Below are 13,626 nucleotides of genomic sequence, written 5' to 3'. Positions count from 1 at the left end.
CCCATGCAGAGGGTGGATAACGCGTGACGTTGTAGGACGTTACAGACCAGCTCCCGTGCTCCGAACAGCCCGCCGCCGCCCCCAGTCCCGCCGCGCCAACCCTCCGCGTGAGCGCCGGCCGCCCTTTCTCATCGTTGCGGCGATTCTTTTCGCGTGGATGGCGCCCGTGACGGCGGCGGCCCAGCTTCCAGGTGTGGCGGTCGAGCGGTCGCTCGCGCAAGACTTGGGCCTTCGGGTGGGTGATACGCTGCGCCTGGGCCCCACGCCTGATTCGCTCCGGATGCATGCGGTGGTCGCCGCCGTGTACGAGCCCGCCGCGGACCCGTCCACCATCACCCGCCGCGAGCGCCATCTGCGCCTGCACCTGCCCGCCCTCGCCCGGCTCCTGGGCGCGCCGGATCGGGTGGACCGGTTCGGCGTCGCGCTCGACTCGGGTGTGACGCCCGCGCGCGCCGCCGCGTTGCTCAACCGCGCCGCGTTCGGATTCCGCGCCTATCCGTCCGCCCAAATCGCGAGCGAGAGCTCCGAGACCTTTCTCGTCGTGAGCCGGTTCCACCGCGCCATCGCCGTCATCACGACAGCCGCGGGCGCGGTCTTCCTGCTCTGCATCATGCTGCTCAAAGTCGAGGAGCGCCGGCTCGACGCGGCGGTCATGCGGTTCGTGGGCGTCCGGCGGCGCACGATCTTCGCGGCGCTCCTCATCGAGGCCGCCGCCATCGCGGTGCTGGGCTCGCTCGTGGGCGTGGCCTTCGCGTACGTGGCCGGCGCCGCGACCAACGCCTACTACCGCCGCTTCTTCGATACGACGCTCACGTTCTCGCTCGTGACACCGGGCATCGTAGCCTTCGGCGTGGCGCTCTCGCTGGCGCTCGGCCTCGGGGCGGGCGCCATCGCGGCATGGCGCCTCGTGCGCACGCGGCCGCTCGTGCTGTGGGGGCGCGGGTGACCGGCCTCGGCGCCGGGTGGCGCAACCTGCGGCGGCACCCGCTGCGTTCCGCGCTCTCCATCGCCGGCATCGCCGTCGCGTCGGCAATGCTGCTCGACATGGTGCTGTTGAGCGGCGGGATCGAGCGCTCCTTCGAGCGGCTCCTGCTCGGGCGCGGTTTCCAGATCCGCATCAGCCCCAAGGGCACGCTCCCGTTCGACACCGAAGCGACGCTCTCGAATGCCGATCGCGTCGTCGCGGCACTCCGCGCCGATCCCGACGTCGCGCAGGCGGGCGGGATGCTCGGCGCGTCGCTCTACGCCCGGACTCGCGATTCGCTCGCCACCCTCTTCGGCTACGGCGTGGACCCGGCCGCGCAGTCGCTCTACACACTGCTCCGGGGCCGCGATCTCACGGCAGGTGATACGACGGGTATCCTCCTGAGCGAGCCCGCGGCCCGTGCCATCCACGCGGCGTTGGGCGACACGGTGCGCATCGCCGGCCGCCTCGACCCGCAGATGGCGCACGCCGGAGTGAATCGCCCGCTCGCCGTGCGCGGCATCGTGCGCTGGCTCTATGACTATCGTGGGCAGCGCTCGGTGGGCTTGACGCTGCTGCTGATGCAGCGGATAACCGATCCTGCGGGCGGCGCCGCGGGCGGCGCGGCCGAGGCGCGGGCGTCGGCGATCGTCGTCCGGGTGCGCGACGGCGCGAGCGTGCCCGCCGTTGCGGCGCGGCTCCGTGCCCGGTTTCCGCGGCTCGAGGTGAACAGCGTGGCCCAGCTGGTCGAGGAGTTTCGCGGGCGTCTCACCTACTTCCGCCAGCTTGCCTACATCCTCGGCGCCATCAGTCTGCTGGTCGCGGTGCTGCTCATCGGGACGCTGCTCACCATCACGGTGAACGAACGCCTGGGCGAGATCGCCACCCTCCGCGCCATCGGCGTGAGCCGGGCCCACGTGGTGCGCCAGGTGCTCGGCGAAGGCGCCACGCTCACGCTTCTGGGCGGCGCGCTGGGCGTGCTCCTCGGCGTAGTCACCGCGCATTATCTGGACGGAATCCTCACCAGCTTCCCGGGCCTCCCGGCGGCGATCTCGTTCTTCGTACCCGAACCGCACGCGCTCGCGCGCGCGGGTATCGCGCTGGTCCTTGCCGGCTCGCTCGCGGGCCTCTACCCCGCCTGGCTCGCCGCCGCCGCGCCCATCGCGGCGACGCTCCGCGCGGAGGCCCCATGACCCTGCTCGTCGGTTGCGAGCTGCGAAAGGACTACCCGATGAACGGGCAGACGGTGCACGCGCTCCGCGGCGTGAGCCTCGCGGTCGAACCCGGCGAATACGTGGCGATCGCCGGCCCGTCAGGCAGCGGGAAGTCCACGCTGTTGCAGCTCCTGGGCGGCATCGACGCCGCGTCGTCCGGCTGGGTCGAGCTTCGCGGCACCCGGTTCGATACGCTCTCCGACCGCGAGCTCACGCGCCTCCGGCTGCACCAGCTCGGGTTCGTGTTCCAGCGCTTCCACTTGCTGCCGGTGCTCACCGCGCGCGAAAACGTCGAGCTGCCCATGGCCGAGGCGGGCGTCGCACGGGCGGAGCGGCGGCGGCGCGCGCTCGAGCTGCTGGAGTACGTGGGGCTCGCCGAGCGGGCAGACCATCGCGCCACCCAGCTCTCGGGCGGGGAAATGCAGCGGGTCGCCGTGGCGCGCGCGCTCGCCAACCGGCCCGCACTCATCCTGGCGGACGAGCCCACCGGCGAGCTGGACGCCGCCACCGGCCAGGAACTGCTCGCCCTCTTCCGCCGCCTCAACGCCGACGGCGCCACGCTCGTGGTCGTGACCCACGACGAGCGGCTCGCGGCCGAGGCCGGGCGAGTGGTTCACATGCTCGACGGGCGAATCGTGAAATGATCCTGACGCTCGCCTTGCGCCATCTCCGTGTGCGCAAGCTCCGCTCCCTCTTCCTCCTCGCGGGCTTCTCGCTCGGCGTCGGCGTGATGATCGTGCTGCTGTCGGTGGGCGAGGCGATGCTCGAGCAGTCGCGTGACGTGGCGCTCGTCGGCGGCGGCGAGGTCACTGTGCTCCCCCAGGGGATCGACGTCGAGGCGATGCGGACCGGCGGCGTCGGCGGGATGTTCTTCGGCATCGACCGCGCGCGGTTCCTCACCCGGCAATTTCTTGGCGGACCGCGGCATGCGGGCATTGTTCGCGCGGTCTCTCCCGCCATCGAGAACAAGCTGCTCTACGTGGCGCGAGCCGGGGTGGGCGCCGTGCATCCGGACTTGCCGCGCGTGCTTGCGGTACGCGCGGGCGGCGAGATCCCCAGCCGCGCCCGCGCCGTGGGCACCCGGCTCGATCTTCTCGCCGGCACCTGGACCGATTCGCCCGCGGACTCGGAGTACGTCGCGCCCACCGCGCAACAGCTCTATGACGAGCTGGACCGGTTTCATCTGCCGGCGATGCCCGATTCCACTTGGGCCGAGTGGGATTACTTCAACGTCGTCGCCGGCCCGCGCGAGTGGTGGTACGTCACGTTTCTCGTCGGCGGTGAAGTGCCGGCGGGGCCCTGGGGCGGGCAGTTGCTCATCACCCATCACACGCCCGCCGGCGAGTATCAGCGCTTCACCGCTCGCATTCCTCCTGCGGCGATCGCCCTGGACACGGCCGCGGCCGACCTCCGCCTGGGCACGAGCAGCGTGCGGCAGCGGGATGGCGTCTATCACATCGAGGCGAACGCCGCCGGACAAGCCGGCAGGGTGCTGCTCGAGCTCGAGATCCATCCGGTCGCCCGCCGCTACTTCCCACCGGTCGAGCTCCGATCCGACGAATTCCTCTCCGGCTACGTGGTGCCGGCGCTCGCGGCCACCGCGGCGGGTCGGGTCTGCGTGGCCACGCGCTGCACCGCGGTTGCAGGCGCGCCAGCGTACCACGACCACAACTGGGGCGTCTGGCGCGATGTGACCTGGGAGTGGGGTGCCGCCACGGGTCGATGGGCCAGCATTCTCTATGGCGGGGTGCGTGCGCCCGGCAGCGCCGAATCCGGCGCGCCCTTCTTTCTGACCCTGGTGGATTCGCTCGGCGTGCGGCAGGTGCTGCGGTTCCGGCGGATACTGTACGAGGGCGCCGAGCCCGCTTCGGGGCTCGCAGGCGTCGCGGCGCCCAAGCGGTTCGAGCTGCTCGCCGCGCGTGAAGCCGACACCGTGATGGTCAAGGTGGACGTCGAGAGCGCGCTGGCGTCGCCCATGCGCGCGGAGGGCATAGGGCGCGCCTTCGTGCAGATGCGCGGCCGGTTCACCCTTTCCGGAACGGTGGCCGGCCGGGCAGTTGCAGACTCGGGCAGCGGCTTCTTCGAGACCTACACGCGGGCACGCTGAACGGGGCGGCTGTAAGTTTCGGCCATGCCCACGTCAGCCGAAGCTTCCGACGCGACCCGCTCGCTCGGCCGCGCCCTGGTCGACACCTTCGGGCGGGGGTGGAGCAGCGGCGACACCGAACTTCTGATGTCGGTCTTCGCCTCCCAGGCCGTGTTCATCGAAACCCCATTCTCGTCACCACTTAACGGATCGGAGGCCATTCGGTCGTACTGGCAGGACGTACCGCTGCACCAGTCGGAAATCAGCTTCTCGTCGGGCGAAATCTTCAGCGTAGGCCCCTGGTTCTCGGCGGAGTTCAGGTGCGTGTTCCGCCGCCGCAGGACCGGCGAATGGGTCGACGCCCGCGGGGCGATGTTCTGTGAGACGAACGGCGAAAAGGTGAGCGAGATGCGGATGTACTGGCACCGTTCCCCGGCGGGCCAGGGGTCATGAAATCCAATTGCCCTTGCGGGCGGCCCCCGGTCCGGATAAATCGCGATATGGTAGAGATTTCCCGGAGGTACCCATGATCTCCGCCCTGTTGGTCCCACTCGCCTTGCTGGCCGGTCCGGCCGCTGCGCCGGCCTCTCCGGCCGCGCGCGCCGACGATCCGGCCATCCGCCTCTGGCTCAGCGATGACGCCAGGTACGTGCGTGGCGATGAGGTGAAAGTTCAGGTCCGCACCCGCGACGACGGATACGTCGTCGTGCTGCGGGTGGATACCGACGGGCGGCTCCGGGTGCTCTTTCCGCTCGATCCGGGCGACGACAACTTCGTCCGCGGCGGCGACAAGTTCGAGGTCAAGGGCCGCGGCGACCGCCAGGCGTTCCGGGTGGATGCCGGCTCGGGGCAGGGCGCGGTGTACGCGGCGGTCTCGCCCGATCCGTTCCAGTTCACCGAATTCGTGGCGGGCGACCATTGGGACTTCCGGGCGCTCAACGACGTACGGATCGGCAATGATGTCGAGGCGGACATCAACGACTTCGTCCGCCGCATCGCCACGCGCGACTATGACTACGACCTCATGCGTTACGACGTCTACGACCGCGTGGCGTACGACCAGATGTACGGCGACAACTACTACGGGTCCACCTACCTGTACCCGTCGTACGGGCTGGGCTGCTTCGGCTACTGGAACTGCGGGTACGCGCCGTTCGGCACGAGCATCGCGGTCGCGATCAACTTCGGGCACCCGCACCGCCGGTTCTTCTACGATCCGTTCTTCTTCGATCCGTTCTTCAACCCGTTCTTCCCCGGCTTCTTTTCGCCGTCGCCCTTCTTCTTCCATCCGCATTTCCGCAACCCGCACGTGTTCCGGCCGCCGTACGTTTTCGGCGGGCCGCGGGGCGGCTTCTTCAATCCGCCCTGGCGCCGGCGTGATCCGGGCGTCTCGCTCGCAAGCTCGAGCTATCTCTTCGGCCACGATTACGGGCCGGGGCGGCTCATCGGCTCGAGCTATTCCGGCGGGTCGACGTTCCTCGGCGGTCGGACCACGGCGCGACGCTCGAACGAGCCGCGCTCGCTCGACATGACACCGACGCGCGCCGGCGGGCGCCGCCGGAACGCCACCGGGCCAGCGCCTGTGCGGGCACCTGATGGACAGCGGGTCCAAAGCGGACGGGTGCCGGCGCCGGCTCCCGCGCCCACGTCCGCCGGGTCGGCGCCGCTGCCGGTTCGCGTCGGTTCGCCGGCGCGTGCGCGGGGTCCCGTCGGCGAGCCGCGCCGGCTCAATGATGATGGCGACGGCTCCAGCGGGTTCTCGATACCCCACGAGCAGCAAGAGATGGGTCTGGCCCCGCGCGGCCGCCGCGCCAACGCCGACATCGGCGATGACGGCGACGTGCGTGACGACGGGAGCGCGGACGGATACGAGCTGCCGCGCGTCTACCAGCCGCACACGCCGGAGCGCCGCCCCGTCGAGGCACGCCCGGCCGAACCCCGAGCCCGCGAGCCGCGCTCGGCGGAGCCTCGGCCCATCGAGCGGCCCGCGCCTTCGGCGCCGCGGATGGAGTCGCCCCGCCGGATGGAGCCGCGCCCCGAGGCTCGGCCGCAGATGGATCCTGGGCGCCGCGCAGGGCCGGAGATACACATGTCCGCGCCTCGCGGCCCTGCCGGCGGTGGCGGAGGCCGCCGGGCATCACCGAGGCGCTAAAGCGCCAGCCGCCGTTTTGCCCAGGTCATGGCGCCGGCGCCGTCATCAGTTGACGGCGCCGGCGCTCTGTCTACCAGACCTGCGCCCGCACGCTGTCCGGCCGCACCATCGGGTCCCCCGCCTTGCAGCCGAACGCCTTCGCGAACTCCGGCATGTTCGAGAGTGGACCGTTCGCACGGTACTTGGGCGGGGCGTGCGGATCGGTGCGGGCGAGGAGCTGCGCATATTCCGGACGATACTTGCCGCGCCAGATCTGCGCCCACGCGAGGAAGAACCGCTGGGGCCCGGTGAAGCCATCGATGGGCGCGGGCTCCTTCCCATGCAGTGAGCGCTGGTACGCGGCATACGCGATCGTGAGCCCGCCCAGGTCGGCGAGGTTCTCGCCCAGAGTGAGCTGGCCGTTTACATGGATGGTGTCCACGGCGACGTAGCCGTCGAACTGCCGGCGCACCACCTGGGCGCGCGCGTTGAATGCGTCGTTGTCGGCGTCCGACCACCAGCCGCTCAGATTGCCCTGCGCGTCGTACTGCCGGCCCTCGTCGTCGAAGCCGTGGGTCAGCTCGTGGCCGATGACGGACCCCATCCCGCCGTAGTTCACCGCGTCGTCCGCATTGGGATCGAAGAACGGCGGCTGCATGATGCCCGCCGGGAAGACCACCTCGTTGATCGGCGGGTAGTAGTACGCGTTCACCGTCGGCGGCGTCATGCCCCACTCGGTGCGGTCCACCGGCTTGCCGATCTTGGCGAGCTCGCGCCGGAACTCGAACGCATCGGCGCGGTCGAGGTTGCCGGCGTAGGAGTCGGTCCCGACGGCGAGCGTGGAGTAATCCCGCCAGTGGTCGGGGTAGCCGATCTTGTTGATGATCGCGTCGAGCTTGGCGTAGGCCTTGGCCTTCGTGGCGTCGGTCATCCAGGTGAGCTGGTCCAGCCGGTTGCGGAACTCCGCCTGGATGTTGCGCACCATCTCGAGCGCACGCGCCTTGGCCTCGGGCGTGAAGTACTTCTTGACGTAGGCCTGGCCCAGGATCTCGCCCAGCTTGCCGTCGGTGGCGGCGATGCAGCGCTTCCAGCGGGGCCGCATCTCGGTGATGCCGCGGAGCACCGTCGACCGGAAGTGAAAGTCTTCGGCCACGAAGGGCGAGCTGAGCGCGGCGGCGCGGCTGCTCAGCAGGTGCCAGCGGAGATAGCTCCGCCACTGGTCGAGGGGCGCGTGTGCGATCAACGAATCGAGCGTGCCGAGAAACACGGGCTGCCCCACGTTGATCTCCGCCGGCGCGGCGCCGAGGCCGACCTGGCTGAAGTAGGCCGGCCAGGCGATGTGCGGCGTCATGCGCGCGAGGTCGGATGCCGTCGTGAGGTGGTAGATGGCGTTCGGGTCGCGGCGCTCCACCCTGGTCATGGAGGCGCGGGCGAGCGGAGTTTCGATCGCGAGCACCGCCCGGGCGCCCCGCGCCGCCGTGGCTTCGTCGTCGCCCAGGAGGCGGAACATCCGGGTGATGTGCTCCTGGTACTGCGCCACCAGCGCGCGCGACGCCGAGTCTTCGCCGGTGTAGTAGTCGCGGTCCGGGAGGCCGAGGCCGCCTTGATAGGCCTGCGCGATGACGCGGTCGCTGTTCTTGGCGTCCTGCCCCGAGCTGAAGCTGAATGCGACGCGCACCCCGATGCGCTGGAGCCGCGCGATCTCGCGCTCAAGCCCGCGCCGGTCGTGCACCGCGGCGATGCGCCGGAAACCCGCCGCGAGCGGCCGAGCACCCGCGGCCTCGATGGCCGTCGAGTCCATGCAGGCGCCGTAGAAGCTCCCCAACTTGCGGAGGCCGGGGTCGCGCGTGGTGCGCGCGTTGGCGGCGGCATCGGTCAACACGCCTTTGAGCGCCGCGTAGTTGTTCTCCTGCAGCTCATTGAAGCTGCCCCAGGCCGGCTGGTCGCCCGGAATTTCCGTCCGCTTGAGCCACCCGCCGTCGGCGTAGGTGAAGAAGTCGGTGCACGCGGCGCAGGTGGTGTCCATGTTGGCGGGGTCGAGCGGCTTGGTCTGCTGGGCGCTTACGGCGGTGGGTGCGGCGGCGAGTGCGGCCGCGAGCGCCAGGGCAGGGGTGAGAAGCGGACGGCGCATCAGGTCTCCCGGGGTGCTCCAGTCATGGGTTTCGCTGCCGGCGGATGTAGTCGAGCGCCCAGTCTCTGAGCTCCGGGCTGCGGAGGCCGACCCGGACAGCCGTGCTTACGGCGTCCTCTTCGGGGATGCCTTGATCCAGCACGAGATGCGGAATCAGTGCGGCGCCGACCCGGTTTCCGCTGGCGCAATGAAAGAACGCGGTGCGGCCCTCGGCCGTACGGAGAACATCCCGAATTCGTTCCAGCGTGGCGTCGGACAGGGTGGCGGCACTCACCGGCACCGCTACGTACTCGAGCCCAAGCTCCCGCGCCGTCGCGGGCTCATCCATGGGGCGCGGCTCGGCGGGGTCGCGGATGTCCAGCACCAGGGCGCCACCGGCCGCCTTGAACGCGGCGAGCTGCTCGGCCCGCGGTTGGCCGCCTGTGATGACGCCGGGCAGTGCTTGGCAGGCGTTGGGAACGGCGGCGAGCGCGCTCAGGGGATCGGTTGACACGGTGGCTGCATCCTACACCGGTCCGGCGGTGACGGGCAGGGGTCGCGATTATCTTCTTCGGCAGATGCTCTCTCTCGCCATCGCACAGCTCCGGCCGCGCAAAGGCGCATACGAGGAAAACCTCGAGGCGCTCGGCCGCGTGCTGCGCGACGCTGCGGCGGGACCCGTTCCGCCCGACCTCTTGGTGGCGCCCGAGGCGGCGCTCACCGGCTATTTCCTCGAGGGCGGCGTGCGCGAGCTGGCGGTCCCGGCCGAGCGCCTGTACGAGGATCTCACGCGGGTGCATCGCGCATCGGGAGCGGCGCCGGTCGACATCGCGATCGGCTTCTACGAAGTGCACGAGAGCCGCCTGCACAACTCCGCCCTCTATGCCACGCTCGGCGGCGCCGCGGCGGGCATCCGGCACGTGCACCGCAAAGTGTTTCTTCCGGCCTACGGCGTGTTCGACGAGGAGCGGTTCGTCGAGCCGGGGCGCACGATCGAGGCGTTCGACACCCGGTGGGGACGCGCGGCCATGCTCGTGTGCGAGGATGCGTGGCACTCGATCTCCGGCACGCTCGCGGCGCTCGACGGTGCCCAGCTCATCCTCGTGCCGAGTGCGAGCCCCGCGCGCGGCATCCACCCGGTAGAGGGCGAGAGCCGTCCCACGAGCGTGCTTCGCTGGGAGCGCATCATGCAGGACATGGCCGGCGAGCATGGGGTGTACGTGGCGCTGGCACAGTTGGTCGGGTTCGAGGGCGGCAAGGCGTTCGCCGGCGGTTCGCTCGTGGCGGGCCCGCGCGGCGATCTCCTGGCCGAGGGTCCGATCTTCGAGGCCGCGCTGGTGCCGGCGGTGCTCGATTTCGACGAGATCACCCGCGCCCGCGCGGAGATGCCGCTGCTCTCGGATCTGGAGATGCGGTGGCCGCACTTGGTGGGCGGACAGGCGGACGGGCGGACAGGCGGACGAGCGGACAAGAGGACGGGCGCTCCGGTGGACGGACAGGCGGACCGGCGGACGGTCGCTCCAACGGGTTCCGCGGTACTTGACCGCCTGACCTCCCGACCGCCCGACCGCCCGCTCGCCATCGATCCCTTTCTCACCCAGCGCTGGCTCGTCGAGTTCATCCGCGACGAAGTGCAGCGGCGGCGGGGGTTCGAGAAAGTGGTGATCGGACTCTCGGGTGGGGTGGACAGCTCGCTCGTGGCTTATCTCGCGGCGGAGGCGCTTGGAGCGGAGAATGTGCTCGGCGTAAGAATGCCGTATCGGACGTCGAGCCCCGAGAGTCTGGCGCACGCGCAGCTCGTGATTGACGCGCTCGGCATTGCGCACGAGACCGTCGACATCACGGCGGCGGTGGACGGGATGGTGGCCGCGGTCGGGTGTGCCGAGGGCGCGAGCGGCGGCGACGTCGATCCGGCGCGCAAGGGAAACATCATGGCCCGGGCGCGGATGATCGCGCTCTTCGATCTCTCGGCCGCGCACCGCGCGCTGCCGCTCGGGACGGGGAACAAGACCGAGCGGCTCTTCGGATATTTCACCTGGCACGCCGACGATTCACCGCCGGTAAACCCGATCGGCGATCTCTTCAAGACGCAGGTCTGGGCGCTCGCGCGCCACATGGGCGTGCCGGATGTGATCGTCTCGAAGCCGGCGAGCGCGGACCTGATCCGCGGCCAGACCGACGAGGGCGACTTCGGCATCTCGTATCTCAAGGCCGACGGGATTCTCCATTGGCTGCTGTTCGGCTATCGCCCGGCGGAAGTCGTGGCACTCGGCTATTCGGCGGAGGAAGTGGAGCTGGTGCGCCGGAGGCTCGAGTCGACGCATTGGAAGCGGCGCTTGCCGACGGTGGCAATGTTGACCCAGACGGCCATCGGGGAGTTTTACCTGAGGCCGGTCGACTACTAGCGGAAATGGCCTATCCACCTTCCCGCCCGATGTCCTACTCCCGCGGCGAAATCACTACGTTCGTCATGCCCAACATGCAGAACGCCCTGGGCGACCTTTTCGGCGGCGACCTGATGTCGCTTGTGGACCAGGCGGCCGCGGTGGCGGCGATCAGGCACGCCGCGGGGCCGGCGGTGACGGCGAGCATCGATCGGGTCGACTTCCGCGAACGGATTCCGGTGGGAGCGCTCGTCACCTGCATCGCGACGGTGGACTTCGTCGGCAACTCATCGATGGACATTTCGGTCGAGGTGTATTCCGAAGAGGTGAGCACCGGCGAGCGGCGGCATACCCACTCGGCGCACGTGGTGTTCGTCGCCATCGATCCGCTCGGAAAGCCGAGGCGCGTGCCGCGGCTCATTCCGGAGACCGAGGAGGAATGCGCGCGGTACGCGCGCGCCGAGGCGCATCGCGCGCGGATGAAGAAGGAGTGACGCCGGACGGCCCGCGGGTGCTGCTGCTCCTGAGCGGCGGCGGCGCCAAGGCGGCGGCGCACGTGGGCGCGCTGCGCGCGCTCGCCGAGCTGGGGCTCGAGCCGGCGCACCTCGTGGGCACGTCGATGGGCGGCGTGATGGGCGCCTGCTACGCTGCGGGAATGTCGCCCGATGCCATCCTCGCCCGCATCGGCGAAGTGGGTGCGATGGGCATCGTGCGCGCGCCGCTCGCGCCGTGGGCCGGGCTCCGGCTGCGCTCGCTGCTTCAGGGCGCACCGCTTCGCCGCGCGATCGAAGCGCTCGTGCCGGCACGCTCGTTCGACCAGCTCACGCTGCCGCTTGCGGTGACCGCGGTCGATCTCGATTCGGGCGCGCTGGTGACGTTCGGCGCGGGCGGGCGCGCGATGCCGCTCGTCGACGCGCTCTGGGCGTCGTGCGCGCTGCCGGTCTACTATCCGCCCGTCACCCTCGGCGGCCGGCGCTACGCCGACGGCGGCCTGCGCGGTGTGGTGCCGTTCGCGGCGGCCGAAGGGATCGCGGCCGACGTCGCGGTCGCGGTCGACATCGGGCCTGGGTTCGATGAGGCGGACTCGGGCGGCGCGCGGCCTCGTCCCCCGCTCATCGCGCAGCACGACGCGGCCACCGGCATTCTGATGGCGCAGGTGACGCGGTGCGAGCTGGCGCTCTGGCGCGCGACGCCGGGGCGGCCGCCGCTGGTCTACGTGCGCCCGTGCGTCGAGCGGGAGGCGACGTTTCGCGTGGAGCGCGCAGCCGCGTACGCCGAAGAAGGCTACCGCGCGACGGCGGCGGCGCTCGCCGGATGCGACGCGCTCCGCGCGCGGCGCTCTTGACCGACCCCCGGGCATGCGCTAATTCCCAATTCACACTTGCCCTGGAGCCGGCGTGCGCGCCCGCGAAGTCATGGTTTCCGATCCGCAGGTCGCCGTCGCCGGCGCGATGGCCAGCGAAGTCGCCATCATGTTCAAGACCCGCAACATCTCGGTGGTGCCGGTGGTCGACGATCACCGCACGCGCCGGCTGCTCGGGGTCCTGAGCGATCGCGACCTCGTCACGCGCTGCCTCGCCGAGGGCAAGCATCCCTGGCACACCCGCGCCGATTCGCTGATGCGCACCAACTCGCCCGTGGTCGGGCCGGACCAGGAGCTGGAGGGATTCGAGGTGCGCATGGATCTCGACCCCAACGAGTCCCACCTCCGCCCCACCATCACCGTGGTCGACGGCCAGCACTGCGTGATCGGCTTCATCAGCCATCCCGAGCAGGTGGCGGGCGTCAACATCATCTACAAGTGAAGCGCCGCCCGTGAAGCTCTTTACGCTGGCCGAGGCCGAGCGCACCCTGCCGCTGGTGCGACGGATCGTGGAAGACCTGCAGGCCGAGTATCCGCTTTGGCGGCGGGCGGTGAGCCGCTACGAGCTGCTCACCGGCGGCGCGCGCGCGGATTGGGGCGAGACCGGCGAGCTGGCCGCCGCGCGCGACGACGTGACCACGCACGCCGGACGGATCAACGGCTACCTGCAGGAGCTGGAACGGGTGGGCTGCGTGTTCAAGGGGTTCGACGCGGGGCTGGTGGACTTTCATTCGCTGCGCGACGACCGCCCGATCTTTCTCTGCTGGCGGCTGGGCGAGGAGCGCATCAGCCACTGGCACGAGTTGGGCGCCGGGTTCGACGGGCGCCAGCCGATCGACGGCGCCATTCTCTCGGAGCGTCCGGGGTGACGCGCCTCTGGCTCTTCCTGCACCTGCTCGGTTTCACCCTCTGGATCGGTGGCGGGTTCGGCGTGATGGTGAGCTCGATCGCCGCGCGAAACGAAGACCGCGCCCGGCTCGCCGCGGTGGTGCGGGCGCATTCGGCGGTGTATCGGCTGGTGATCGGGCCGGCGGCGATCGTCACCGTGGTCGCGGGCCTTGTGCTCACGCTCGGTGTGGGCGGCGGCGGGCTGGGCGGCGCGGACCTGGGCGGCGCGCCGATCGGCGCGCAGGCCGGGCTCAACGCGTGGCTGCTCGTGATGCAGGTGGCCGGCATTCTCGCGGCCGTGCTCACGCTCTTCGTCTCCGTGCCGACCGCCGCACGGCTCGCCCGGCTCGACGCCGAAGCATCGGCCGACTACTTCGATGAGCTGCGCGGCCGCCAGCGAGTGGCCGGTGCGATCTGGGGTGCGCTGGGGCTGCTCGCATTGGTGGCGGGGGCGATCTGGAGGTAGGCGGACGGGCGGGCAGCTAC

At 70.6% G+C, this 13,626-nt stretch carries 14 protein-coding genes; 12 read left to right on the top strand and 2 right to left on the bottom strand.

Annotated elements, in window-relative coordinates; translation table 11 throughout:
• The first annotated feature begins 166 nt into the window (after positions 1-166).
• From VFW66_11910 to VFW66_11885, 6 genes are all read left to right on the top strand, one after another.
• A complete protein-coding gene (locus VFW66_11910; protein ID HEX5387402.1) occupies positions 167-946 on the top strand; it encodes an ABC transporter permease in 780 nt (259 codons plus the stop codon).
• Positions 943-2,157 (top strand): ABC transporter permease, encoded by a 1,215-nt coding sequence (locus VFW66_11905; protein ID HEX5387401.1) that lies wholly within the window; start codon positions 943-945, stop codon positions 2,155-2,157. The genes VFW66_11910 and VFW66_11905 overlap by 4 nt, the downstream gene beginning before the upstream one ends.
• Positions 2,154-2,822, top strand: a complete 669-nt coding sequence (locus tag VFW66_11900; GenBank protein ID HEX5387400.1) for an ABC transporter ATP-binding protein — start codon at positions 2,154-2,156, stop codon at positions 2,820-2,822. The genes VFW66_11905 and VFW66_11900 overlap by 4 nt, the downstream gene beginning before the upstream one ends.
• Positions 2,819-4,285 (top strand): hypothetical protein, encoded by a 1,467-nt coding sequence (locus VFW66_11895; protein HEX5387399.1) that lies wholly within the window; start codon positions 2,819-2,821, stop codon positions 4,283-4,285. Before VFW66_11900 ends, VFW66_11895 begins: the two co-directional genes overlap by 4 nt.
• Positions 4,286-4,309: 24 nt before the next feature.
• Positions 4,310-4,717, top strand: a complete 408-nt coding sequence (locus VFW66_11890) for a nuclear transport factor 2 family protein (protein HEX5387398.1) — start codon at positions 4,310-4,312, stop codon at positions 4,715-4,717.
• A gap of 73 nt (positions 4,718-4,790) precedes the next feature.
• Positions 4,791-6,416 carry a DUF4384 domain-containing protein gene (locus tag VFW66_11885; GenBank protein ID HEX5387397.1) on the top strand — a complete coding sequence of 542 codons (1,626 nt, stop codon included), beginning with the start codon at positions 4,791-4,793 and terminating at the stop codon, positions 6,414-6,416.
• Between the two features lie 70 nt (positions 6,417-6,486).
• Here VFW66_11885 and VFW66_11880 read toward each other — a convergent pair whose 3' ends face one another.
• Positions 6,487-8,526: a M13 family metallopeptidase gene (locus VFW66_11880; GenBank protein HEX5387396.1), complete on the bottom strand. Its 2,040-nt coding sequence runs from the start codon at positions 8,524-8,526 to the stop codon at positions 6,487-6,489.
• A 22-nt stretch (positions 8,527-8,548) separates the two neighbouring features.
• The gene (locus VFW66_11875; protein HEX5387395.1) at positions 8,549-9,019 is read right to left on the bottom strand and encodes a sulfur transferase domain-containing protein; all 471 of its coding nucleotides are present in this window, start codon (positions 9,017-9,019) and stop codon (positions 8,549-8,551) included.
• A gap of 64 nt (positions 9,020-9,083) precedes the next feature.
• Here VFW66_11875 and VFW66_11870 point away from each other — a divergent pair, with 64 nt between their 5' ends.
• Genes VFW66_11870 through VFW66_11845 form a run of 6 tightly spaced genes read left to right on the top strand, consistent with a single transcriptional unit; the run spans position 9,084 to position 13,606 of the window.
• Positions 9,084-10,910 (top strand): NAD+ synthase, encoded by a 1,827-nt coding sequence (locus VFW66_11870; protein HEX5387394.1) that lies wholly within the window; start codon positions 9,084-9,086, stop codon positions 10,908-10,910.
• A gap of 5 nt (positions 10,911-10,915) precedes the next feature.
• Positions 10,916-11,383, top strand: coding sequence for an acyl-CoA thioesterase (locus tag VFW66_11865; protein ID HEX5387393.1), 468 nt, complete (start codon positions 10,916-10,918; stop codon positions 11,381-11,383).
• On the top strand, positions 11,380-12,234 hold the full coding sequence (locus VFW66_11860; protein ID HEX5387392.1) for a patatin-like phospholipase family protein: 855 nt from the start codon (positions 11,380-11,382) through the stop codon (positions 12,232-12,234). Before VFW66_11865 ends, VFW66_11860 begins: the two co-directional genes overlap by 4 nt.
• Positions 12,235-12,286: 52 nt before the next feature.
• Positions 12,287-12,694: a CBS domain-containing protein gene (locus tag VFW66_11855; protein HEX5387391.1), complete on the top strand. Its 408-nt coding sequence runs from the start codon at positions 12,287-12,289 to the stop codon at positions 12,692-12,694.
• Between the two features lie 10 nt (positions 12,695-12,704).
• A complete protein-coding gene (locus VFW66_11850) occupies positions 12,705-13,121 on the top strand; it encodes a DUF2203 domain-containing protein (GenBank protein HEX5387390.1) in 417 nt (138 codons plus the stop codon).
• Positions 13,118-13,606 (top strand): hypothetical protein, encoded by a 489-nt coding sequence (locus VFW66_11845; GenBank protein ID HEX5387389.1) that lies wholly within the window; start codon positions 13,118-13,120, stop codon positions 13,604-13,606. Before VFW66_11850 ends, VFW66_11845 begins: the two co-directional genes overlap by 4 nt.
• The last annotated feature ends 20 nt before the right edge of the window (positions 13,607-13,626 follow it).

The sequence above is a fragment of the Gemmatimonadales bacterium genome (assembly GCA_036279355.1).
Classification (GTDB): domain Bacteria; phylum Gemmatimonadota; class Gemmatimonadetes; order Gemmatimonadales; family GWC2-71-9; genus DASQPE01.
Note: the sequence above shows the minus strand (reverse complement) of the source record. Positions and strands in the feature narration are given on the sequence as shown.